This is a genomic window from Psychrobacter sp. 1Y11 (genome assembly GCF_052259045.1).
GTDB lineage: Bacteria > Pseudomonadota > Gammaproteobacteria > Pseudomonadales > Moraxellaceae > Psychrobacter.
Window position 1 is genome coordinate 78309 of sequence record NZ_JBQQER010000001.1, and the last position, 24814, is coordinate 103122.

Sequence of the window (24814 nt, forward strand, 5' to 3'; positions counted from 1 at the left end):
AGGCAGAGTATTATAGAGGATAAGTCTCATCAAAGGAGCTAAAATAGTTCAATTAACAACCATTCAGTTAAAAAAAGCTTTTACTGGATTTTTAACTATGACTACAAAAGCTAATAGCAAAATTCAGTCAACTTCTAAGCACCTTAATTGGTCTTCCAGCTCTCAATCCAAGCTTGCGTACTAGATTCAATACGTTCAATAACGTCCTCAAACGCTTCGCTTTCCCCTTGATAAGGATCAGGCACATCATCACCGCCATACGTGGGGTCTTCTTCGCTAAATAAAGCCAATTTAGCTAAGGTTTCTACAGGTTCTTCTATCCCATCTTTTATGGCCTGCAAGTCATCTAAATTCTGAGTGTCCATAGCCAAGATTAAGTCAAACTCCCGGAAGTCATCAGCAGTCACTTGGCGAGCGACTAATTTGCCAATATTATAGCCATTGAGTTTGGCATGACGCTGAGCACGCGCATCAGGAGCATGACCTATATGCCAATCGCCCGTTCCTGCAGAATCTATTTTCATCGTTAGACCGGCTATAGCAGCCTGTTGACGAAAAATCTCTTCAGCGGTAGGTGAGCGACAAATATTGCCCAAACAAACCAAGAGTACAGATGAGGGTGCAGAGGCTTTAATCGGCATAAAGTAACCTTTTTTATCAGCATATTTACTATGTGTTGATTCTATAGCACACAAGCTATCTAGAGAAGAACAGCTGGCGTCTATTGTAAATATAAGATGAATTATTTGAAATTTTTTGAATAAGTAACGATCAATCACACTGTCATAAAATAGCCACTAGCGTAACGATAAATGGTGACAAAGGCAAGGAGAGCAATGAGATAAACGCTAGTGATAATAAGGGGTGCAGCGTTAGCATGTAGTAGATACTAGCGATATTAACACCAGCTTTAGTCTTGTTTATCTTTAAAACGTTGTAACTCTCGGCGCTGCTTCTTATTAGGCTTATTATCAGGACGTGCTAGATTGGCCAGTTTACGCTGCTCCGCATAATAGGCGCGGCGCTCGGTACTTTCATCCGTCTCTGAATAGAGCACTTGCGCAGCAGAGGCGTTACCACGCTGGGCACTTAAGGCCTCAACGATTACCGTTTTTTCGGTCATTGCTGTCGCTGATCCTTGCCGAATCTGCAGCTCATCGCCAACGGCAACTTCTTTGCTAGTTTTGACTCGGCTACCGGCATAATGCACACGCCCGCTTTCGATCGCTTCTTTGGCGAGCGTACGTGTACGATAAAAGCGCGCCGCCCACAGCCATTTATCGATACGCATGCGTACCGCTTCAGGTTTGCTATGGCTTGGCTGATTATGGTTTTTATTATGTTTACGCATCAAAACCTCATTGATATCAGTATATTAAGATATAAATGGTGATTTATTTGACAATTAAAAGAGTGTGATGCCTTAATTATAAAACCGCTACTTTAAAAACAGCTGATAAGCGACATTATCGTTAAGCATAGTACAGTCATAGCCGATATCTAATAACGCATCTTGTAGTTGACGCGAGTTACTTGTCGAAGCCTGTAAGCCGACCAACACGCGACCTTCAGCCGCGCCATGATTGCGATAATGAAACAAGGTAATATTAAAATCATCGCCAAGTTTTTCTAAGAAAGTCAGCAGCGCGCCAGGACGCTCTGGAAATACCACTTTTAATAGCTGCTCGTTTTCTACATGCGCATGACCACCAATGAGGTGTCGGATGTGAGATTTGGCGATGTCATCGTCGGTGAGGTCATGGGCAATGTAGCCATCGTCTGCCAGCTGCTTGCTGATGGTGTGTCGCTCTTTTTCACCCTCTTTTAGCGCGATACCGACGAAGATTGAGGCAGGCTCCATCGAGTCTGGTGATTTTTGGCTATCGGCACGGTAGTTAAACTCGGTAATGTTACGTCCATGCAAGCTACGGCAGAAATTTAAAAAGGCACCAGTCTGCTCAGGAATTGTTACGCCAAAGATGGCTTCTTTTTTCTCGCCGATTTCGGTACGCTCGGCGATATAACGTAAGCGGTCGAAGTTCATGTTGGCACCGCAGATGATACCGACGCAGTTTTTGCCTTGCAAATCATGCGCGGCGATATACTTTTTCATCCCAGCAACCGACAAAGCACCCGCTGGCTCAACGATGCTGCGATTTTCTTCGAAGATATCTTTGACCGCAGCACACACTTCATCGTTGCTACAAGTGACTACTTCAGGCTCGACAATAGGCCCTGAGCGATCACTTTTTTGCGTACGTACGACTTCAAAAGGCAGCTCACCAATTTGAGCCACTGCCACGCCATCGACAAACAGTCCGACTTGTTCAAGCTTAACACGCTCATTTGCTTCAAGTGCAGCTTTCAAAGAAGCAGATTGCTCAGCTTCTACAGCGATGACTTTGACGTGCGGCGCCACTTCTCCCAAAAACGCGGACACACCAGAGATGAGGCCGCCACCGCCAACCGCCACAAACACATAATCCATGTTGCGCCACTGCTGGGTGAGCTCAAGCCCGATGGTGCCTTGTCCAGCGATCACCAGCTCATCATCATAAGGCGGGATAAAGGTTAGGCCTTCAGTCTCGGCGCGGTTGATCGCGTAGCGGTTGGCCTCATCGAAGCTGTCTCCATACAAATCGACATTACCGCCTAGAGCTCTGACAGCTGATACTTTGATATCAGGGGTGGTGGTGGGCATGACGATAATATTATTTAACATGAGTTTGCGCGCAGAATAAGCAACCCCTTGTGCATGGTTGCCTGCTGAGGCACAAATGACGCCGCGTGCTTTTTGCTCATCGGACAACTGACTGATGCGATTATAAGCACCGCGCAATTTAAAGGATTTGACCGGTTGCAGGTCTTCGCGCTTAAAACGAATGTCATTAGCAAAACGTTGGGTCAGCTTGGGGGCAGCTTCTAGTGGCGTTTGAATAGCAACGTCATAGACGGTGGCTTGCAAGATGGCTCGTACCCAGTGTGATAGCATAATGATTCCTAAACGAAGTATGAATGACTATAAAAACGAAATAGATTAGCCTATGCTGATTTTGACTGTCTTGCAAGATACAATTGCAATTTTTATAGCAGTTTCACTGCACTGATAGTTTTTAATTAAAAAAAAGCCTTTTTATAGGGTCGTGGATTTAAACCTATTGAATTATTTTTATATGTCTGTATTATTGGACATATGGAAATAACTAACGCTATCGCAAGCTTTGCTGCGCTCTCTCAAGATACTCGACTTAAAGCCTTTAAATTATTGGTCAGTCAGGAGCCTGAAGGCTTACCTGCGGGTGAAATAGCCCGTCAGCTGTCGGTGCCGCATAACACTATGTCAGCGCATTTATCGGTGCTGGCGCGAGCAGGCTGGGTGGTGTCAAAACGCCAAAGTCGGCAAATTATATATCGCGCGTCGCTGTCACATATGGAGGCGGTCGTGCAGTTTTTATTGCAAGACTGCTGTGCGGGTCATCCAGAGCTGTGTGCCTCGCTTATAGATAATTTGAGTGGTTGTGAGACTACTAAACCTAACAGTCAAAACAGTCTGTAAAGCAAGCGCTAAGCCGATAGCTGATTCAATACCTATCTCTCAATAAATAGATTCTTAATAAACGTCTTTTGAACAAATACATTCTTAATATCCATAAAATAGGTGAGATTGCTATGAAACCGTTAATTTTTCATAACCCTAACTGCGGTACTTCTCGTAATACGCTTGCCATCATGAAGGCATCAGGCGAGCAGCCAGAAGTGGTGGAGTATTTAAAGAATCCGCCGAGCCGTGGCGAGCTGGTTGACCTATTGGCAAAGATGGATATCTCGCCAAGAGAGCTGTTACGCAGTAAAGAAGCCATCAATGATGAGCTGGGCTTAGATAATCCTGAGTTATCTGATGAGCAAATTATTGATGCAATGATGGCCCATCCTATTTTAATCAACCGTCCTATTGTGGTCACAAATAAAGGTGCAGCGTTGTGCCGACCATCAGAGCGAGTGTTTGCAATGTTAGAAAACCCAGTGAGCAGCTTTACTAAAGAAGATGGAGAGGTTCTACATCATGGTAAAGGTTAATACAGGGCAATCTGACGTCGATGACTTATCCAATCTAGATGACTTATCCAATCTAGATGACTTGCCTAATATTGATGCCAGTCAATTACAACCGATTGATATTGAGTCATTGATTGCGCCAAATGATCCGCGTCATCCGCCTAAAATACTAGTGCTATACGGGTCATTACGTGAGCGCTCGTTTTCGCGGCTGGCGGCTGAAGAGGCAAGCCGTCTATTACGTTGGTATGGCTGCGAGGTGCGGATGTTTAGTCCATCAGGTCTACCGCTACCTGACGATGCTGATAGCGATCATCCAAAGGTACAAGAGCTGCGCGAGCTGGCTCAGTGGTCAGAAGGCATGCTGTGGGTGAGTCCAGAGCGCCACGGCAGCATCACCAGTATTATGAAAGCACAAATCGATTGGATTCCGTTATCACTGGGCGGCGTACGTCCAACGCAAGGCAAAACCTTAGCGGTGATGCAAGTCAGCGGTGGCAGCCAAAGCTTTAACACGGTCAATCAGCTGCGCATTCTGGGGCGTTGGATGCGCATGATTACTATCCCCAATCAATCGTCTATCCCGAAAGCCTTTTTAGAATTTAATGATGACAATCGTATGGATATGTCGCCTTTATATCTGCGACTCGTTGATGTCTGTGAGGAGCTGGTGAAGTTCACTTGGCTCACTCGTGGACGTTCAGCATATTTGACAGATAGATACTCTGAGCGAGTGGAAAGCGCAGAAGAGCTATCACAGCGCGTCAATCAAAAGTAGCTGTAATATCTCCTAGTTATAATCAACACGCTGTAAATAAGGTTGCTCCATGCTCGCATTCATTATCTTTATCGTGACTTTAGTTTTGGTGATATGGCAGCCTAAAGGCTTGGGCATTGGTTGGAGCGCGCTGGGCGGGGCTTTAATCGCCTTGGCTTTTGGCGTGGTGCAATTATCCGATGTCGGTATTGTGTGGGATATCGTGTGGGATGCGACTTTTACCTTTGTGGCACTGATTATTATCTCGCTTATCTTGGATAAAGCGGGATTTTTTGGTTGGGCGGCACTACATGTAGCCAGACTTGGCAATGGGCAAGGGCGCTTGTTGTTTCCTATGATTGTCATACTTGGCGCGTTTATCTCTGCATTTTTTGCCAATGATGGCGCGGCTTTATTATTGACACCGATTGTCATCGCTATCTTGCTCCGGCTTAACTTTTCACCACCATCGGCATTGGCTTTTATCATAGCGACTGGCTTCATTGCTGACACCGCTAGCCTGCCGTTAGTGACCTCCAATCTGGTCAATATCGTTAGCGCCAATTACTTTGATATTGGCTTTGGACGTTATGCCGCGGTCATGGTGCCGGTAAATATCGTCTCTGTCATCGCGACATTAGCGGTACTATGGGTGGTCTATGCCCGCCAAATTCCAACACACTATTCCATTGCCAATCTTAGCGCGCCTGCATCCGCTATCGAAGATCCGCTGGTTTTTAAAGCCGCTTTTCCGCTGTTAGCATTATTACTTGTTGCTTATTTTGTGACTGAGTCATTAGGTATCCCTATCTCTGTTGTCACGGGTGTGGCGGCATTAGTATTAATGGCAATTGCAGGGCGCTGGTGGCAAGGTGGTCGAGATGCCGTTGTTTCTGTATCTGATGTTGTACGTAAAGCACCTTGGCAAATCGTGTTGTTTTCAATCGGTATGTATCTGGTAGTTTATGGCTTGGGTAACGCAGGACTGACGGCTTATGGTGCTCAAATACTCAACTGGCTAGGGCAGCAGGGCAATATCATCGCGACAGTAGGGACTGGATTTCTTTCGGCGATCGTGGCTTCTATCATGAACAATATGCCATCGACCTTAGTAGGTGCATTGGCCATTGATAGCGCGCAAGTACCCGCAGCGACTCGCGAGCTGATGATTTATGCCAATGTCATTGGTAATGATTTGGGACCGAAGTTTACGCCCATCGGTAGCCTTGCGACCTTATTATGGCTACATGTGTTGGCAGAGAAAGACTATAAAATTAGCTGGGGGCAGTATATGAAAATCGGGCTACTCATTACGCCGCCAGTATTACTAGCCACGCTGTTGGCCCTGGTGTTTTGGTTGCCTCATGTCTCTGGGTTTTAGAAGTCATTTATATTGGTTATCAATTCCAGGTGGAATACCTCATTATTAGAATCGGTTTTACGCTGACATATATCAAGGTCATCGGTTATAATAGCCGCGCATTTTACCTTTTTTAGTTTTTAATTTTTTAAGACATTACGTTTATTCTGCCAAGGATTTATGATGAGTGATCAGCAAGCACAAAAGCAAGCCGCAGCCCAAGCTGCTCTGAGTTATATCGAAGATGACATGATACTTGGCGTAGGGACGGGTAGTACGGTGAACTGCTTGATTGAGCTGCTGCCGACCCTCAAGCTTGCTGGCGCGGTGGCCAGCTCACAGGTGACAGAAGATAAACTACGTGCTTTGGGTATCGAGATTGTCGATCTAAACTTTGTAGGCCAGCTTGATGTCTATATCGATGGCGCTGATGAAGTTAACGCGCATTTGCAACTGATTAAAGGTGGCGGCGGGGCACTGACGCGTGAAAAAATCGTCGCCGCAGCTTCTAACAAGTTTATCTGTATGGTCGATGAAAGCAAACGTGTAGATATATTGGGCCGCGACTTTCCCGTACCGATTGAAGTATTGCCGCAAGCGCGCTCGTATGTGGCGCGTCAACTAGCAGCCTTGGGCGGTGAGCCTGTGTACCGCGAAGATTTTATCACCGATTATGGCAATGTCATTCTCGATACTTACGACCTAGATGTCAGCAATCCTATCGCTCTTGAGCAGCAGCTCAATAATATTGTTGGTGTGGTCTGTAATGGAATTTTTGCCGCCAATCAAGCCGATGTTTTATTAAAAGCAAGCAGTGAAGGGGTAACGACAGTCACTCGCTAATTGGGTCGGTAACCGACTTAAGCATTATTGGCTAACGAGATCTTGCTAAGCGCTTGATGACGATTAACTGATAAAAAAAGGCAGACCGTAATAAATGCGGTCTGCCTTTGTTGTATCTTATTTATGAGAGTTTATGCAGGCAGCTTGATTTTGTCTTTAAGCAAAAACTCCATCAAGGCTTTTTGTGCATGTAAGCGGTTTTCGGCTTCGTCCCAGACCACTGAACGCGGATCATCGAGCATGTCGTGTGATATCTCTTCGCCGCGGTGCGCGGGCAAGCAGTGCATAAACACCACTTCCGGATCGGCTTTATCTAACAATGACGGCGTCACTTGATAAGGCGCAAAACGACGGGCGCGAGTGTTCTGCTCAGACTCTTGTCCCATACTGGCCCATACATCGGTGACAATCAGGTTGGAGTCTTTAGCTGCGTCTTGCACGTTTTCGACTAAGCTGACGCAATGCGAGAAACGCTTCATCAGCTCAGGGTCCGGCTCAAAGCCATAAGGCGCGGCCACGCGCAGCTCAAAACCGAACTGATTAGCTGCTTGCATAAAAGAAGAGCACATATTATTGCCATCGCCGACCCACGTGACAATCTTATTCTCGATACTGCCGCGATGCTCATAAAAGGTTTGCATATCAGCGAGTAGCTGACAAGGGTGAAAGTCGTCAGTCAAAGCGTTAATAATAGGCACGCTAGAGTATTTAGCAAAAGTTTCGACCTTTTCGTGACCAAAGGTGCGAATCATTATAATATCGACCATACTCGATATGACGCGAGCTGAATCTTCTAAAGGTTCGCCGCGACCTAATTGGGTATCATTCGGCGATAAAAAAATCGCACTGCCGCCAAACTGCCCCATACCGGTCTCAAACGAGATGCGCGTACGGGTAGAGGACTTCTCAAATATCATGCCAAGCGTTCGGCCAACAAAGGGCTGATAAATCTCGCCTGCGTGTTGCATTTTACGTAGCTCGCTGGCTCGTTTAATTAGGGTTTCTAGTTCTTGTTTGCTTAAATCAGATAAGGTCAGAAAATGGCGCAAGCTCATAGCAGTCCTAGCAGTCGATCACGGTCAATTAAATAATGGGCTATCAGCCGTTGTTGGTAGTAGTGCCTCAGGACACTGACCGCGGTGATAACAAACTTTTAGTATAGCGTAATTACTTTTAATGTAAATGCCCAATTTTTGCGGATTGAGCATAATAAGATGAGGCTCAAAAACTAGAAAGGTTAGAGGGCTTGTTTACGTGCAGGCCGTGCACTCAAGCGGCAAAGCAGCTCGTAGCCGATAGTCCCTGCTTGGGCGGCGATGTCATCGACATGTGGCGCGTTACCCCAAAGGATCACTTTGCTATCTAAAGCAATATTGTTAGGGACGCTACTGACATCAATGACTATCATATCCATCGCCACGCGTCCGCGCACCGGGCAGAGATAGCTTTTATAGTCTTGATAGCTCTGATAGCTTTGACAGTTTTGTTCAGAGCCAACTGACTTATCTTTAACAAGTACACAAACGTGCGTCTCGTCATTTACCACGCGAGGATAGCCATCACCATAACCTATGCTGACCAGAGCCGTTCTAGTGGGCTTATCTGCAATCCAGCGACTGCCATAACCGATAGCCTCACCCGTATTTACGGTAGATAGCGCCATAATTCGGGCACTAAATTCCATCGCCGGTTGCAGCTCTAACTCGGATGCTGACTTATCGATGACGGGCGAGCTGCCATAAAGCATAATACCGGGGCGTACCCAATCATAATGACGATCTGGAAAATTAACGAGTCCTGCTGAGTTACAAAGCGAGCCTTGGATGTCTTCACTAACCGTACTTTTCAGTAGCGCTAGCATCTTATCAAAGCGTTGAATTTGTAGGTCATTCAAAGGATGCTCGCGGTCATCAGCATTGGCAAAATGCGTGGTTAAAATAAGCTGATAACCGGCTTGATGTAGCTGTTTTGCCGCTGTAATCGTCTGCTGATCATCAAAACCTAAGCGGTTCATACCGGTGTTATATTTGAGCCAAACGCTGCGAGTTGCGCTATCAGGGCTAGGTACATTAGCAAGCGCCCAATCAAGCTGCGGCTGATGATGAATCACGCAGCTGCACTCATAGTCAATAGCTTGTTGCCACTCGTCCGCGCTGAATACCCCTTCGACTAGACCAATGCTTTTCTCCCAGCCCAACTGACGCGCCTCGAACGCTTCGGTAAAGCTTGCGACCCCAATACCATCCGCTTGCTGCAAGGCCGGCAATACCATAGCGACGCCATGGCCATAAGCGTTGGCCTTGACCATCGCTAGTACTTTTGACTTAGGCGCTAGGCGTTTAACCTGCATCAGGTTATGAGTGAGGGCTTGAGGATCAATAATGACGGTAGCGGTACGCATAATAGGTTTCTTTCTGGCAAAATTTTTTGGGAATGTTTAGGGTATAAGCAGTTTTTTCAGCGAGTTCAAAGCCCCTAATTGGGTAGATGGCAAGCATTACTCATCATCGAAAGTGACGCCTTGATAGTATTCAGGTGTCAGGTTAGTAAAGCGGGTAAATTGTCCTTCAAAAGCTAGGCGTATTGTACCGATAGGGCCGTTTCGCTGCTTACCAATGATGACTTCGCCGACGCCTTTATGGTCAGAGTTTTCATTATAGACCTCATCGCGATAGATAAACATAATCAAATCCGCATCCTGCTCAATAGCGCCAGATTCACGAAGATCAGACATAATTGGTCGCTTGTTAGGGCGATTTTCTAGACTACGGTTCAGCTGTGAGAGCGCAATAACTGGACATTCAAGCTCGCGTGCGAGCGCCTTTAGACTACGTGAGATCTCAGAGATCTCGCCAACGCGGTTGCCATCGAGGCTAGGGACTTTCATCAGCTGTAAGTAATCAACGATAACCGCGCCAATTTTGCCATCATGGTTTTTGGCAATACGGCGACAGCGTGAGCGCAGCTCTGAGGGTGGCAGCGCAGTACTGTCATCGATGTACAGATGCTTGGATTGTAGATGCTGAATAGCATTCATCATCTTTGCCCACTCATCTTCATTCATCTGTCCAGAGCGCAAATGCGTCTGGTTAATCGCGCCCCAAGAGGAGAGCAGACGCATGACGATAGATTCAGCGGGCATCTCCATCGAGAAGACCACCACGGGTAAATCTTCGTTGAATAAAATCCCTTCAGCCAAGTTCATCGCAAAAGTAGTTTTACCCATAGAAGGGCGCGCCGCGACAATGACTAAATCACCTGCTTGCAAGCCTTGGGTCTTATTATTGAGCTCAGTAAAAGGCGTTTGCAGGCCTATCATGCCATCAGGGTTGGATTTGAGTTCTTGAATTTTGTCGATGACATTGGTCAGTACGGAGGTAATACCGACAGGGCCACGCTGTTCGGCGCGTTTATTATGCTGCTCGTTAATACTAAATATAGTCGCCTCAACGCTATCTAAGATATCACTAACCGACTGATCTTTTGGATTGTAGGCGAGGCTGAGCATATCGTTACTAGCGGCAATCAATTGACGTAAAGTCGACAGCTCGCGGACGCGCTGGGCATAAGCGGTCAGGTTAAATAAAGTCGCTGGGCTTTGACTCAAAATGTCAGCTAGATAGCTATCACCGCCGGCGCTTTTGAGGAGCTTTTGCGCCTCTAACCAATCGTGTACCATCACCGTATCATAAGGCTCATTCACTGCTGCCAAATGTGCGATAGCAGCGAAAATATGCTGATGCCGCCCAGCATAAAAATCGTTCTGGGTAACGATATCGGCAATCTTGTCGTACGCCTCTTCAATACTCATCAAAGAGGCCAGCAAGGCCTTTTCGATATCGATATTGTGTGGAGGCTGCTGATTGAGTAAGTCGTCGGTTTTGTCGTTATCTGCCATGAGCGCCTAATATTAAAATGAAAAACAATACAAAATGATGCAATAACTACTATATAGATTAAGTCAATTATTTATAAGCGAAGATTGCTGAGACTTCTAAAACGAAAAATAAAATTTAGCTTATTGATGCTACAATTAACAGCGAAGTTTAACACATTATGCCCTTTTTTTAGCGGAGAACGTTAATTATCTCTATCTTGGTCAGTCGTTAATCATCGTCTTATTGTTTTTTTAAGTTTTAAACTAAGGTAGAAGAAATATAATAAAAAACTAAATAAAATCAATTATTTAATAAAGAAGGATAGTTTAATATGCAAGATTTATTACCAAAACGACCCTTACTAGTTACCACAGGAGAGCCTGCTGGCATAGGCATGGATATCGTATTGATGCTTGCTGACGCCGATAAGCTACAGGATTTCGATCGGCCTATTTGGGTCACTGCTGATAACGAGGAGATGACCGCGCGAGCTGAGGAATTGATCAAAGCAGGTACGCTAAAAAACTGCCCTAAATGGCAGGTTGTTGATTGGCAAATGCTAAAAGACGATAACGATAATAGAGTTAACAATAAAAGTGATCTAGCAGCGTCAGCAGGCGCTCAGATTAAGCCGAATGATAGCGGTTTTACCTTAATCAATATACCTTGTCATGCTCCGGTAGTGGCTGGTCGTATTGATACCAATAATTCAGCAATGGTCGCGCAGCAGCTCACTTTAGCTCACAAGCTTGCCGCTAGCAAAAAAATAGCGGCCATCGTCACCGGTCCGCTGCAAAAGTCGGCGCTAATAGATGCTGATATCAAATTACCTGATGGCACCATGTTTAGCGGTCATACTGAGTTCTTTATGCAGCAGTGTGGCTGCGATAAAGTAGTGATGATGCTAGCCAATCAAGCCATGAAAGTAGCGCTAGTGACCACTCATCTGGCGCTTAGAGACGTGCCCGCTGCTATTACCCCGGATAACGTGCGGCAAACGGTACAAATCGTCCTCGATGATATGCGTACAAAGTTTGGTATGGATAAGCCGCGTATCTTGGTTTGTGGTCTCAACCCGCATGCTGGCGAGGGTGGTCATTTAGGACTTGAGGAGATCACTATTATCAATCCAGTATTGCAGGAGTTTATCGATACGGGTGTCGATATCTCTGAGGCGATGCCAGCTGATACTTTATTTACTACTAAGCATCTAAATAACTGTGATGCGGTCATCGCTATGTATCATGATCAAGGCTTGCCAGTGCTCAAGTCGCATGGTTTTGGCGATACGGTGAATCTAACTTTAGGGCTGCCTTATATCCGCACTTCAGTCGATCATGGCACCGCGCTTGACTTGGCAGGGCAAGGCGGCGCTAATGACAGCAGTCTTTACCAAGCGCTGTCAATGGCTAATGATATGGCAAATAAAGCGTTATAGCTAGAGGGTTGCCATGACGCTATAAACGCTAGGTCGCTAATACAGCTTAATTATGAGCTATGTTATAATTCTGGTCATGTTAAATGCTTCAGCTGATAAAGCTTCGTTGCACAAAAAATTTACCCTTATTCATTTTAAATTCTATATAAAGAACCTTTATGTCAAAACCTTCGTTCGACGCTCAAACCCTCTCGGCCAGTTTGCGCACTGCCAAACATCAACCGCGTAAACGCTTCGGTCAGAACTTCTTGCATGACAGCAGCATTATTCGTCAGATTGTCGATAGTATACGTCTGGAGCGCGATGATAATTTGATCGAAATTGGTCCAGGAATGGGCGCTTTGACTGAGCCGTTGCTAGCGGAGGTGGACGCTATGACGGTGGTGGAGCTCGATCGCGACTTAGCAGATAGCTTACGCATCCGTATCGGTGCCAACAGTCATCCTAATTTCACTATTATCAAAGCCAATGCCATGCAAGTAGACTATCGTGAGCTTTATAGTGCAGACGAAGGCAAGCTGCGAGTCGTGGGCAATTTGCCTTATAATATCTCTACGCCGATTTTGTTTCATTTACTTGAGTTTGCTGATGTAATCAAAGACATGCATTTTATGCTACAAAAAGAAGTGGTTGAGCGAATTACTGCGGAGGTCGGCAGCAAGACTTATGGGCGTCTATCAGTCATTATGCAGTATCACTGCGAGACCGATTATCTGCTGACGGTACCTCGCGGCGCGTTTAATCCACCGCCGAAAGTAACGAGCGCAGTTTTTCGTTTGACTCCGCATACCACTAAACCTGTAGTCGCTGAAGATGAAGAACACTTCGCTATCGTCGTTCGCGAAACCTTCAACCATCGCCGTAAAACCCTACGCGCTATTTTTAAGCAATCCGCCTTGCTGCCTACACTGAGCGCAGATGACTTTGCGGCTTGTGAGATTGATCCGCAAGCGCGGCCTGAGACTTTGAGCGTTAGCGACTTTGTCACCCTTAGTAATCGCTCTGGCACTTTATTGAGAGCAGAGTAATGAGAACAAAGTAATAAGAACAGCGCAAGGTATCAACGTTTTTTAGCTTTTACTTTTAAAATGTAAGTTCTCAGTTTCAAAAATAATAATCGACTCTTGAGGTTTTATGAGTTTTCGTCATCAATATGTCATAGGCGATCTACAAGGTTGCTATAAAGCCTTTAAGCAACTACTAAAGACTTTAGATTTTGACCCAAAACAAGACAAGTTATGGTTTGCAGGCGATATAGTCGCACGTGGTGAAGACTCACTTAGTACGCTACGTGAGGTCAAAGCGCTGTGTGAGCAAGGCGCTGCTGCCACCGTGCTCGGTAATCACGATATCAATCTAATCGCAGTATGGCGCGGCGCGGCAAAACTTAAGAAAAAAGATAAAACCGCGCCTATCTTTGCTGCAGAGGATAAAGATGAGCTATTAGAGTGGCTGCGTCATCAGCCTATCTTAGCCTATCCAAATGAGCAAACGGTGCTAGTGCACGCGGGCATTCCCCCGCACTGGGCGATTGATGAAGCGGCAGGCTACGCTAGAGAATTAGAAGCGCAGCTGCAAGGCAGTAGAAAGAATCTCGATAAGCTGCTACCGCATCTATACAGCAAAAAAGCTGACGCTTGGCACGATGATATCAGTGGTTACACCAGACTGCGCGCTATTAGTAATTACTTTACGCGGATGCGTTTATGCCAGCAAGATGGCAGCTTAGAGTTTAGCTTTACGGGTAAATTAGAGGAGGCTATGCCAAAAGACTATCTGCCTTGGTTTGAGTGGCAAGTTCCCCGCGTCCGTAAGATCCTTTTTGGGCACTGGGCTGCGCTAAAAGGCGATGTGGATCTGCCGCATGCCAAAGCTCTGGATGGCGGCTGCGTTTGGGGTAATTATCTACTAGCCTATCGATTGAGCGATGGCAAGGTAATCACCTCAAGCGCTTATTGTCCTAAGCCCTAACAAAGGTTATATAAAGGATAAAAGGAAAGTCTAAGTTCCACTTGCTGTCTCTAGCCTATAGCTAAGCCATCCAAATTATCTTTATTAATTAGGTAATTTAGGCGGTTTTTTGGGCTTTGGTAATGGCGATTTAGCATTGTTAGCTGTCTTATCCTCAGAGTCAGTTGCTGCTTTGGAATTCAAAGCTTCAGACTCTAAAGTCTTATTCATTTGCTCATATTGAATATCATCAGCATAAGGCACGCTATTTAGCTCTTCATCTTTTAGCCCATCATCCAAATCGATAACTTTCTTAAGTTTATTGGCGGCAGTGTTTTGCGCGGTATTTTGTGTACTGTTTTGCATTGAAGCGTTTGTAGCGTCTACCTGCGTAGCAGAGGAGGGGTTGTTGTAATGAATATCGGTATTTTCTTGCGCGACCGATTGCACCACCTCGGGCGATATTTTGACATCAGACAGCCGCCTTATCACATAGTTGCTTGGTAGGGCTTGCTTACCTTTTTGCGCCGAGCTGTCCTCAAATATCATATGCCCTTGTCTATCGATACGAGCATAACTCATTGGCTTGGGACGGGGCCAAAAGAAGTCAGAAGGATGGCTTATCACATGACCGAAGACAAGCCGTATGAGACGACTCCATTCAAAGAAGCGCACTTCTTTAGAGCGTAAAGCCACAAACAGTGCCAGTGAAAAACTCACCATCAAGTTGACGATACCGATTAAGGCAACACCCAAAATCGATATCGCAATAAGCCCCCAACTCATATCAGCAGCGGGTAAGTTAAATAACCCATGGGCTAGGTTGGCTGAGGCAAAGGCGATGTGGCGAATATCAATAGGTAGACCAAATATATAGCCGATCGTTGCTGTACTGCCTAAGAATACGCCGAATAAAAAATTGCCCATAATCGCTCCGAGATTGGCTTCCACGAAGCCGCCTAAACGCATGAGCCAAGATTTTGGTAAAACGAGCTTTAGCAGCCTATGGCGCTGAATACGCGCGCCTATATTGTTATAAACGGCCAAATTATCATAGTAGCCGGCGATCAGACCTGATAAGAACAAATACACTCCAGCAATGGCAGCATGAGGTAGCGCGAGCGAGCGAAAGGGGTCAAGATCATGCAGTAAGCTGGCTGCCTTATCGGGATCGATCATCGGCACGCCACTATATTGCCACCAAGCAAAAGAGATAAGCAGGGCGACTGGCATCGCGAGCATAATGTTACCCATAATAGCGATAAACTGCGTGCGCAAAATATCGACGACCAACTCAGAGAGCTTAGTCAGCTGATGGGATTTTTTGCCGGAGCCATCAGAGATAGTAGACGCAATAGCCGCTGCCGTCATCGCCGGTTGTTTGGTCGCAACCGTACCATGGACGACGTGGATAAAGACAAAACCTAAGCCATAGATCATGCTATTAATAAAAGCGCGGCCCATAGGGGCAAGGGCTAAGTGATAAGCGGATATCTTTAAGGTCGCCATAAACGCGATAAAGAAACCGCCGATAGAAGCCTTTTTGAACATCTTTTTATAGCCGGCTTTGTCAGTGCTAATATAGTGCTCACCAACACGGCTGGCATTTTCGGTGACTTTTTTGGAGAGCAGCTTAGTATTATTATCGATCAGATAGCCAATACTGTAACGACGACTGGCGGTACTAATTAATGATTGAATCAGCTCAATGATAGCGCCGTCACGCTTATGGTCTACATCTGAAACCAGCTCTGTCAAGATACGAATACGCTGCAGACTTTGTTCAAGGCGCATCATCATGTTGGTTAAGCGAATAGAGATACCCGTCTTGTAGATACGCTTACGAACAGTCGCTACTACCTCTTCACATTGCTCTAACATAACCAATAACGGCGCCGCATCCACTGCTTGCTCAGGAGTGATATCGGTCAAGGTATCAAGCTCATGTGCTTGACGATACTGATTGACAAATAGTACCGCTTCTTGATTTTGGGCCACAAAAGAGGCGGAATAATTCAATATTTGTGGATAAGATTCCATCAGTTCGGGATGGAGTCCTATGCCGCTGACTCGGTAAGAGAGAATAATAATAGCGTTTAATATGCTATTTTTGGCGGTAGCGACTAAGTATAAATGCTCCTCTTTGATCTGGAGGAGGGCAACCAGCTTATCCCATTTATCCTTGTCAATATGAGCAAGCCAGCGCTCATCAGTGCTTTTATCAAACAGATAGCCGACCAGCTCGACGACAGAGTCCTCTTGTGGCAGCAAAGGTAAAAATCTATGTCCTATGAGGCGTCGTAAACTACTAAAAAACCCCTGATCTGACATGATACCGGTATCGGTATACAAGGCAATTTGACGATACTCAATGATCAGCTTTATCACGAAGCTGGCAAGCCCGTCTCCGTATTCTGGATGTTTTTGCAAGATATCGATAAGTGCTTGTATCTTCTGATTGGCAAGCGCAGGCTCTTTATCAGTCACTCGCAGCTCATCGATTAAGCGTTTGAGCACCGAAGGTTCTGGCACATCACTTAAGGCAGTAATTTGCTGTAAAATACGTTTTATTTCAGACACATGGTACCCTTAGTTATTTTTATAGAGTAGGCCGTTGAGGAATAAAAATTAGCAAGCATTAAGTCAGTTGCTGATCTACGTAAACTCACACGATATTTTAATCGCAACCCAGAGTTTAAGGTTAATTATTTTGTTAGCAGTTATTTATAGGACTAAAAAAGTAATACAGACAAAAAAAAGGACAGCTCAAAACTGTCCTTTCTTCTTATAAAATTTATGGTACTACTTATGGTACTAAGTCATACGAGCATAAAGCTTGAAAATACACCATGCTACGTTATCTGCTTAGATAATAGCCGTATTAACTAGTAGCGGTGTCAAAATAAGCAAGATCAAAGTCCATCATCGGATCGCTGCCAGTTTCGACCATCTGTACATGGGCATCGATGCGCGGCAAAATACGACCGACGAAATAATCCGCAAGCTTCGCTTTATTGGTATAAAACTCACCTTCCTTACCGTCAGCGGCTTCGACCATCATCGCAAACATATAAGAGTAGCAGAGATAACCAAAGGCATGCATAAAGTCTACCGCACAGCCATTGATCTCGTTTTTGCGATCACTGATGTTAGCGAGTACCGTTGTGGTTAAGCTCTCAATTTTGTCAGCAGCTGCTAGTGTCGCTTGCTTAACTTTATGATCCGCTTGCATGTTATTCACAAAATCACGAATTTCGTTTAAGAAGTTATTGATATATTTGCCATTATTACGCGCCACTTTTCGGCCTAATAAATCAAGCGCTTGAATACCGTTAGTGCCTTCATAAATCTGAGCAATACGCGTATCACGAACGATTTGTTCCATACCCCATTCACGCACATAACCGTGACCGCCGAATACTTGCTGACAATCAATAGTAGCTTCAAGCGCTTTATCGGTTAAGAAACCTTTGGCAACCGGCGTCAATAAAGCCACGCGAGCTGCTGCTGCTTTGGCAACTTCAGGATCATCACTGAACTTTTCTTTGTCGAGATTCTGTGCGACATACATCGCAAAGCAGCGTGACGCTTCCGAGTTAGCTTTTGCATTAAGTAACATACGGCGCACATCAGCGTGATGGATAATGGCATCGGCAGGTTTTTCAGGGCTTTGCAATTGAGTATCGCTACGACCTTGACCCCGATCATTGGCATAGATAACGGCGTTTTGATAAGCCAGTTCAGAGCCGCCAAGACCTTGTAGGCCCATAGTCACGCGCTCGTAGTTCATCATCACAAACATTGACGATAGGCCCGTGTTTTCAGCGCCGACCATCCAGCCTTTAGCATCGTCGAAATTCATCACACAAGTAGCTGATGCTTTGATACCCATTTTATGCTCGATAGAGCCGACGGCTAAGGTGTTGCGCTCGCCTAAGCTACCATCTTCATTGACCAAGAATTTAGGAACGATAAATAACGAAATACCCTTTGAGCCTTCTGGTGCGTTTGGCGTTTTGGCCAATACCAAGTGAATGATATTGTCAGTTAAATCATGCTCACCGCCGGTGATGAATATCTTAGTACCAGAAATCTGATAGCTACCGTCATCATTAGGCACGGCTTTGGTTTTGATAATACCTAAGTCTGTACCAGCATGGGGTTCTGTGAGGCACATCGTACCTGACCATTCGCCATTGTACATCTTCTCAAGATAAGTCTCTTTTTGCTCTTCACTTGCCGCCGCGTTCATACACAGCGTCGCGCCAACCGTTAGGTTAGGGTAGAGGGCAAAAGATTGGTTAGTGGTAAAGATCATCTCTTCGGTCAGCATCGTCACCATTTTAGGAAAGCCTTGACCACCGTACTCAGGATCACCGCTTAATCCCACCCAACCGGATTCAGCATATTGCTTATAGGCTTCTTTAAAGCCAGTAGGGGTGGTGACTACGCCATCACCTTCAAAAGTTGCGCCTTCTTCATCACCGCTACGGTTAATGGGTAATAAGACATTTTTTGATAACTTTGCCATCTCTTCTAAGATCATATCGACAGTATCCATGTCAACATGAGCCAGCTTATCAGTACTTTGCCAAAATTCATGGGCACGAAAGACATCGTTTAAGATAAAGCGCATGTCATTAAGAGGGGCATTATAAACAGCCATAAAAAATCCTTTCATTCAAATGTAGTAGAAAATCGGCAAGTATCAGTGGCGAAATTGGCCTAGAGTCCAACTTAGAATCTAATATTGATAAGTGTGACAAGTTAGGCCGGTATATCGATTATCAAAAATACTAAGAGCGTTGCAATCATTAAAGTTTAGCAAATTAGCGCATTATCATGTGTATTTGTTCGTGAATACTGGGTGCACCAAAAGTTTCACAACAGCCTTGTGGTCCTTAAAGCTGCCTTAAAAGATAGTGAGGCATATAAAGCGCAGTTAATAGACAGCTGAAGCTAATCAATAAAAACAATCACAACACTAAAAAGGCAACATACCTAAATATGTTGCCTCTGATAACACCAGCTAAACAAAGCGAATTAACCGCTCATTATAGCAGCAGCTTAAAAAGCAAACTGTTCAACATCCATACTCATATATGGCGCAACACCTGTGCCGATACGCTGTGCATGGGTAGTGGTGCGAGGGAGCAGTTTGGCAAAATAGAACTGCGCTGTTTTAACTTTTGCATCATAGAATGCTTGTTCGCTATTGCCATTGGCAAGCTCAGTGTGCGCTACTAATGCCATACGCGCCCATAGATAAGCTAGAGTGACATAACCACTGAAATACAAGTAATCGACTGCTGCAGCACCAACTGCTTCTGGGTTTTCAGCCGCTTGCTTACCTATTTCAGTAGTCAGCTCGCCCCATTGTTTGACATGCTTGATGAGCGGCGCTGTAAACTGTGTCATGTCGTCATTGTCTTTATTATCATCACAGAACTTTTGAATGATAGTGACAAAGTTGGCAAGTAGTTTGCCTTGCGAGCCCAAGACTTTACGGCCCAATAGATCAATAGACTGAATCTCAGTGGTACCTTCGTATAAGCAGGCAATACGCGTATCACGGACGTTTTGCTCCATACCCCATTCGCTAACAAAGCCATGCCCGCCATAGACCTGAATACCGTGATTGGCAGATTCAAGCCCAGTCTCAGTTAAGAAAGCTTTGGCAATCGGTGTGAGCAGTGACAACATTTGATCAGCAAACTCAAGATCTTCGCCTTCACCTTTGGCTACCGTATCGGCAAAATGTGAGAGATAATAAACTAAGGCGCGTCCGCCTTCTGCAAATGCTTTTTCGGTCAAGAGCATATTGCGTACTGCTGGATGAACGATAATAGGATCAGCTGCTTTATCTGGCGCTTTGGCCCCAGATAGTGAACGCATCGCTAAGCGATCTTTTGCATAAGGCAGTGAGCCTTGGAACGCATATTCAGCAGCAGTTACCCCTTGAACGGCAGTACCAATACGCGCCACGTTCATAAAAGTGAACATGCACTGCAAGCCGCGGTTTTCAGGGCCAATCAGATAGCCAGTTGCGCCATCAAAATTGATTACACAAGTGGCAGAAGCTTTAATGCCCATCTTATGTTCAATTGATCCGCAGGTGACTTTGTTTGGCTCAGCTAAGCTGCTGTCTGCATTGACATTAATTTTTGGAACAATAAATAACGAGATGCCTTTAGTGCCAGCAGGGGCGCCTGGCAGACGGGCTAGCACGATATGAATGATATTATCAGTTAAGTCATGCTCACCGGCTGAGATAAAGATCTTTTGACCAGTGATGCTGTAAGTACCATCGTCGTTAGGCTGCGCTTTAGTACGAATAATACCTAGATCAGAACCTGCATGCGCTTCGGTAAGACACATAGTACCTGACCATTCGCCGGTAACCATTTTTTCTAGATAACTGTCTTTTTGAGTATCGGTACCGTGGTGTTCGATGGTTTGGATAGCGCCATGCGAGAGTCCAGGATACATAGAAAATGACCAGTTCGCTGTACCTACCATCTCATTGATAACCGTAGATAAAGAGAACGGTAGGTTCTGTCCACCAAACTCTTCTTCGGCAGATAAAGCGGGGAAGCCCAGCTCACAATACTGCTTATAAGCTTCTTTAAACCCTTTAGGAGTGGTTACTTTTCCATTATCAAAATGGCACCCTTCGGCATCACCGCTTTGATTCAATGGCGATAGTTCATTTTCTGCAAAGCTTGCGGCCATCTCAAACAAGCTATTCATCAGATCGCGATCCGCTTCTTGGAACTTTGGTAGACGCTTATAGTGACTTTCACTGTCAAGCAGTTCATGCATGACGAATTGGATATCACGTAGGGGCGCTTTGTATTGCATGTTATTTTGTCCTTTGTTTTTGGATGTAACCAATAACGACCTATAGCCGTTAATTATCGATTAAAAGTGCTGATATTAGCTATCTAAAATTGCCATGATAACCATCAAAGAGGAATACTGTAATGATAACAATAGCGATCTGAAGAGTAGTCCAGTGACAGCATCACTCGACCTTCAACGCTTACCCTTAAAAGATAGGCTTTCATAAACAATTATACAAGTTTTGAGCTAATACTGATAAGTCATCAACCTGCCTTGCAACCTTTACAGGAGAAGCATTAGCGACAATTTTTATTAAAATAACGAGGCTTTGTTTAGTGATTTGAGGCGCTGAGCAGCTGAGTGGCGGCATCTGCACTAACCGGACGACTCAACCAATACCCTTGTCCATATATGCAGCCCATCTCGCACAGCCGCTCATAGTGCTGCTCAGTTTCTATGCCTTCAGCGACGGCTTGCATATCCAAAGCCCGCGCTAAGTCTAGTATCGCCTGAACAATAGCTTGCTGAGTTTGATTCGAGTCAAGCTCTGAAACAAAGCTTTTATCGATCTTTATAAAATCAAAAGGATACTGTTGTAAATAGCTCAAAGAGGCATAACCCGTGCCGAAATCATCTAGCGCCAAACAGACCTTGAGAGCCTTAAGATCGGTGAGTCGCTGCTGTATATTATCGTTACTCGGCAGTAGCGACGATTCAGTCATTTCTATATGCAGCCGATAAGGCTCGATATGATATTTCACTAATAGCTGACTAATGGTCTGATTAAAATCAGGATGACTAAATTCGGCGGCATCAGCATTGATGCAAATGTGTTGGGTAAACCCCATACTCTGCCATTTGACTAACAGCTGCGCGGCTTGTTCTGATAACTGAGAAAAGAGCGCGAAGGAGAGACCATGACTGATAATATCAGCGATAAAGTCTTTGGGTTTTAAAAGGCCACGAGTCGGATGTTGCCAGCGTACTAATGCCTCAAAACCAACAATAGATTTGGTCTTTAGGTTGAATTTAGGCTGATAATAAGCTTCGAATTGGTTATCCGCAATAGCTTGGGCTAATAGTTGCTTTTGATCGGGTAGACTTGCCGAGAGTTTATTGTTTATTGCAGTATTATTTATCGTATCTTCATCTAGTAGATATGCTGATTGCGGCTCCTTGACTATCTCAGTGTCAGTATCTTGTACCGCGCCAATATAAAAAACCTTATCGTCGACGGTAAACTTTTTAAAGACAATAAGATGATCTAAGATTTGATGGTTTTTATTCGGTAAGGTAAAGGTTTTTTGGTAGCTGCTGTTATTTTGCAGGTGGCTGGCAAGATCTTTTAAAATCTCAGGCTTATGCTTTGTGAGGCACTGAGTGATAAAAGTGCCAAAAGGGTAGCCAATAAGCAGGTTTTCACAGTAGCCGGTCAACCTCTCATAAGCACTATTCATCGATAAGTAGCGCTTGTCAGCATCCAAAATAAAGACGGCCTGATCTAACTGCTGATAGTAGTTAGTGAGCAGTTGTTGTTTGCTGGTGGATGAGAGAGGCTTAAAGGAAGTCATAGCGAATCTCGTAATAGAAACAGAGGCTTTATGCCAAATAATTGTGCCAAACAATCATTATAGACAAAAAAGCTCATAGAGATGTTACTGTAGATTGAACGAACTATTGTTTTATAATGCTTGACTCACCCTTTTTTAAAAGTAAAATTCAATACACTTTAAAGATAATCTTACTAATCAAAGGCGACTTACTCAGTTTTGTTACACATATTGAGACAAAGCATATAAGGTAGACAGCGCTACGACGGGCGCGGTTTCGGTACGTAGTACGCGCGCGCCGATTTGCCAAGGCAAAAATCCCACTTGCTCTGCTTGCTGACATTCTGCTGCGCTTAAGCCTCCTTCAGCACCTATGAGGAGCTGAAGATAAGGGCTTGGTATCACTAACACCTCTCTGAGCGCAACTGGCATCAAGGGTTGATCAGCGGCGGGTACGCTCAATTGCAAACGTAGATCTGCTGGGCGCTCTAGTATTTCGTAATAGCTATCTTGAATTAAAGTGGAAATACTAGCGCTGACTGCTGATGACGAGGACGATACAGACATGTTTGCTGCGTCCACACTGTTGTCAGCCGCGCTTTGTGCTAACCATTGCTGGATGGGCAAAGGAGCTAAGATCAGCGGCGGACGATTCAAGCCACATTGCTCACAGGCCGCAATAGCAATCTGCTGCCAATGCGCCAGCTTCTTTTCGACTTGCGCCGGCTTGAGAGTGACTTCACCATGCTGACTGCTGAGCAGTTGAATAGCGGTTACACCAAGCTCTGTTGATTTTTGAATCGCATAATCCATACGCTCACCGCGGCTCATAACCAAGCCGATCTTCGTAATTATCGGCGCAGTACGATCGGCATCATTATAAGCGAGTAGGGTAACTGTCGCTTGCTTCTTACTGATGGTTTGTAGCTGGACTTGATATTCGCCGCCAAAACCGTCGAACAATATACCTTGATCGCCAATATTGGCCCGTAGTACACGGCACCAATGATGAGTGATGGCTTCGGTTAACCCAAGGCTTTGACCTATAGCTACGCTGCTAAGCTTTGGATACTCGTTATTGTTAGTGGCATAAAAAAAACGTCGCACGTTGAGGGATTCCTGTTAGGGTAAGATACGATATAAAAAATAGCCAAAAAAAACTGGCACTCCTAGAGTACCAGTAATTATACTTTCTTAAGCTAATTTAGCAATGGACTAGCTTATTTATAGCCTTATACGCTAGCCGTCTCAGAGCCTAAAGAGTTAGAGCCTAAAGTTTCAGGGACTAGGCCTAGAGCTTCAACCAAGCGCTTATTCGGCTCAACCTTGTTCATGCTGTAAAAGTGCATGGCCGGCACGCCCTCGCTTATTAAGCGCTCACAGAGACGATAGACGACATCAAAACCAAACTCGCGAATGGCTTTGCGATCATCGCCAAAGTCCGCTAACTGTTTGCGCACATAGCGCGGAATATCAGCGCCGCAGCTATCGGCAAAGCGTATGAGATTGCTCGAGTTGGTAATCGGCATAATACCGGCAACCAGCGGTTGAGCGGTAGTGTCAATACCGCGCTGCTCAAGCGCATCGCGTAGATGCAGATAACTATCGGCGTTATAAAAAAACTGCGTAATCGCTGTATCAGCGCCCGCTTTATACTTATTGACTAAGTTATCAATATCGAATAAAAAGCTTTTGGCTTGCGGATGCATCTCTGGATACGCGGCCACTTCGATATGAAAGTGGTCCCCTGAATGCTCACGGATAAATTTGACTAAATCCAGTGCAAACGGTAGCTCGCCCATGCCAACTTGACCCGAAGGTAAGTCACCACGCAGCGCGACCAAACGGCTAATGCCTAAGTCTTTATAAAGGTCTAGCAGCCCAGCAATCTCTACCTTATCATCGCCGATACAAGAGATATGCGGAGCCACTGGCGTATCACTGCGCTCGCATAGCGTCTGCACAATATCTAAAGTGCGATTACGAGTCGAGCCGCCAGCGCCATAGGTCACTGAAAAATACGTTGGTGACAACTGGTTCAGCTCATCAAAAGTAGCGATTAGCTTTTCATGTCCCTGTTCAGTTTTGGCTGGGAAGAACTCAAAGGAGAAAGCAGGCTTACTCATAGTCACATTCCTT

20 protein-coding genes are annotated in these 24814 nt (G+C 45.2%); 8 read left to right on the forward strand and 12 right to left on the reverse strand.

Annotated features, from left to right (window positions below):
- Window positions 1-143: 143 nt before the first annotated feature.
- The 3 genes from ACTXGJ_RS00355 to ilvA all read right to left on the reverse strand — a co-directional run bounded on the left by ACTXGJ_RS00355 (window position 144) and on the right by ilvA (window position 2992).
- Window positions 144-641 carry a low molecular weight protein-tyrosine-phosphatase gene (locus tag ACTXGJ_RS00355; protein ID WP_443564758.1) on the reverse strand — a complete coding sequence of 166 codons (498 nt, stop codon included), beginning with the start codon at window positions 639-641 and terminating at the stop codon, window positions 144-146.
- Window positions 642-910: 269 nt separating this feature from the next.
- Window positions 911-1351 (reverse strand): RNA-binding S4 domain-containing protein, encoded by a 441-nt coding sequence (locus tag ACTXGJ_RS00360; protein ID WP_443564759.1) that lies wholly within the window; start codon window positions 1349-1351, stop codon window positions 911-913.
- 87 nt (window positions 1352-1438) lie between these two features.
- Window positions 1439-2992, reverse strand: coding sequence for a threonine ammonia-lyase, biosynthetic (ilvA, locus tag ACTXGJ_RS00365; protein ID WP_443564760.1), 1554 nt, complete (start codon window positions 2990-2992; stop codon window positions 1439-1441).
- 201 nt (window positions 2993-3193) lie between these two features.
- Here ilvA and ACTXGJ_RS00370 point away from each other — a divergent pair, with 201 nt between their 5' ends.
- The 5 genes from ACTXGJ_RS00370 to rpiA all read left to right on the forward strand — a co-directional run bounded on the left by ACTXGJ_RS00370 (window position 3194) and on the right by rpiA (window position 7016).
- The gene (locus tag ACTXGJ_RS00370) at window positions 3194-3556 is read left to right on the forward strand and encodes an ArsR/SmtB family transcription factor (protein WP_443564761.1); all 363 of its coding nucleotides are present in this window, start codon (window positions 3194-3196) and stop codon (window positions 3554-3556) included.
- Between the two features lie 113 nt (window positions 3557-3669).
- Window positions 3670-4077 carry an arsenate reductase (glutaredoxin) gene (arsC, locus tag ACTXGJ_RS00375; protein ID WP_443564762.1) on the forward strand — a complete coding sequence of 136 codons (408 nt, stop codon included), beginning with the start codon at window positions 3670-3672 and terminating at the stop codon, window positions 4075-4077.
- Complete coding sequence (arsH, locus tag ACTXGJ_RS00380; RefSeq protein WP_443564763.1) at window positions 4064-4834, forward strand: arsenical resistance protein ArsH; 771 nt, start codon at window positions 4064-4066, stop codon at window positions 4832-4834. Before arsC ends, arsH begins: the two co-directional genes overlap by 14 nt.
- A gap of 49 nt (window positions 4835-4883) precedes the next feature.
- Window positions 4884-6194: an arsenic transporter gene (locus ACTXGJ_RS00385; protein ID WP_443564764.1), complete on the forward strand. Its 1311-nt coding sequence runs from the start codon at window positions 4884-4886 to the stop codon at window positions 6192-6194.
- A 162-nt stretch (window positions 6195-6356) separates the two neighbouring features.
- A complete protein-coding gene (rpiA, locus tag ACTXGJ_RS00390) occupies window positions 6357-7016 on the forward strand; it encodes a ribose-5-phosphate isomerase RpiA (protein WP_443564765.1) in 660 nt (219 codons plus the stop codon).
- Window positions 7017-7147: 131 nt separating this feature from the next.
- Here rpiA and argF read toward each other — a convergent pair whose 3' ends face one another.
- From argF to dnaB, 3 genes are all read right to left on the reverse strand, one after another.
- Window positions 7148-8071 carry an ornithine carbamoyltransferase gene (gene argF / locus ACTXGJ_RS00395; protein ID WP_443564766.1) on the reverse strand — a complete coding sequence of 308 codons (924 nt, stop codon included), beginning with the start codon at window positions 8069-8071 and terminating at the stop codon, window positions 7148-7150.
- Between the two features lie 182 nt (window positions 8072-8253).
- A complete protein-coding gene (gene alr / locus ACTXGJ_RS00400) occupies window positions 8254-9417 on the reverse strand; it encodes an alanine racemase (protein WP_443564768.1) in 1164 nt (387 codons plus the stop codon).
- A gap of 96 nt (window positions 9418-9513) precedes the next feature.
- Entirely contained in the window at window positions 9514-10914 is a 1401-nt protein-coding gene (gene dnaB / locus ACTXGJ_RS00405; RefSeq protein WP_443564769.1) for a replicative DNA helicase, read from the reverse strand.
- Between the two features lie 311 nt (window positions 10915-11225).
- Here dnaB and pdxA point away from each other — a divergent pair, with 311 nt between their 5' ends.
- The 3 genes from pdxA to ACTXGJ_RS00420 all read left to right on the forward strand — a co-directional run bounded on the left by pdxA (window position 11226) and on the right by ACTXGJ_RS00420 (window position 14303).
- Window positions 11226-12332: a 4-hydroxythreonine-4-phosphate dehydrogenase PdxA gene (pdxA, locus tag ACTXGJ_RS00410; RefSeq protein WP_443564770.1), complete on the forward strand. Its 1107-nt coding sequence runs from the start codon at window positions 11226-11228 to the stop codon at window positions 12330-12332.
- Window positions 12333-12490: 158 nt separating this feature from the next.
- Entirely contained in the window at window positions 12491-13360 is an 870-nt protein-coding gene (gene rsmA, locus ACTXGJ_RS00415; protein WP_443564771.1) for a 16S rRNA (adenine(1518)-N(6)/adenine(1519)-N(6))-dimethyltransferase RsmA, read from the forward strand.
- A 106-nt stretch (window positions 13361-13466) separates the two neighbouring features.
- Window positions 13467-14303, forward strand: a complete 837-nt coding sequence (locus ACTXGJ_RS00420; protein WP_443564772.1) for a symmetrical bis(5'-nucleosyl)-tetraphosphatase — start codon at window positions 13467-13469, stop codon at window positions 14301-14303.
- 84 nt (window positions 14304-14387) lie between these two features.
- Here the strand turns inward: ACTXGJ_RS00420 and ACTXGJ_RS00425 are convergent, their stop codons facing one another.
- The 6 genes from ACTXGJ_RS00425 to ACTXGJ_RS00450 all read right to left on the reverse strand — a co-directional run bounded on the left by ACTXGJ_RS00425 (window position 14388) and on the right by ACTXGJ_RS00450 (window position 24801).
- A complete protein-coding gene (locus tag ACTXGJ_RS00425) occupies window positions 14388-16862 on the reverse strand; it encodes a site-specific recombinase (RefSeq protein ID WP_443564773.1) in 2475 nt (824 codons plus the stop codon).
- A 301-nt stretch (window positions 16863-17163) separates the two neighbouring features.
- The gene (locus ACTXGJ_RS00430; RefSeq protein ID WP_443564774.1) at window positions 17164-18948 is read right to left on the reverse strand and encodes an acyl-CoA dehydrogenase C-terminal domain-containing protein; all 1785 of its coding nucleotides are present in this window, start codon (window positions 18946-18948) and stop codon (window positions 17164-17166) included.
- Between the two features lie 401 nt (window positions 18949-19349).
- A complete protein-coding gene (locus ACTXGJ_RS00435; RefSeq protein WP_443564775.1) occupies window positions 19350-21143 on the reverse strand; it encodes an acyl-CoA dehydrogenase C-terminal domain-containing protein in 1794 nt (597 codons plus the stop codon).
- A gap of 314 nt (window positions 21144-21457) precedes the next feature.
- Window positions 21458-22696 (reverse strand): EAL domain-containing protein, encoded by a 1239-nt coding sequence (locus tag ACTXGJ_RS00440; protein WP_443564776.1) that lies wholly within the window; start codon window positions 22694-22696, stop codon window positions 21458-21460.
- Window positions 22697-22897: 201 nt separating this feature from the next.
- Window positions 22898-23782, reverse strand: a complete 885-nt coding sequence (locus tag ACTXGJ_RS00445; RefSeq protein WP_443564777.1) for a 16S rRNA (uracil(1498)-N(3))-methyltransferase — start codon at window positions 23780-23782, stop codon at window positions 22898-22900.
- Between the two features lie 125 nt (window positions 23783-23907).
- Window positions 23908-24801, reverse strand: a complete 894-nt coding sequence (locus tag ACTXGJ_RS00450) for a methylenetetrahydrofolate reductase (RefSeq protein WP_443564778.1) — start codon at window positions 24799-24801, stop codon at window positions 23908-23910.
- Window positions 24802-24814: the final 13 nt, after the last annotated feature.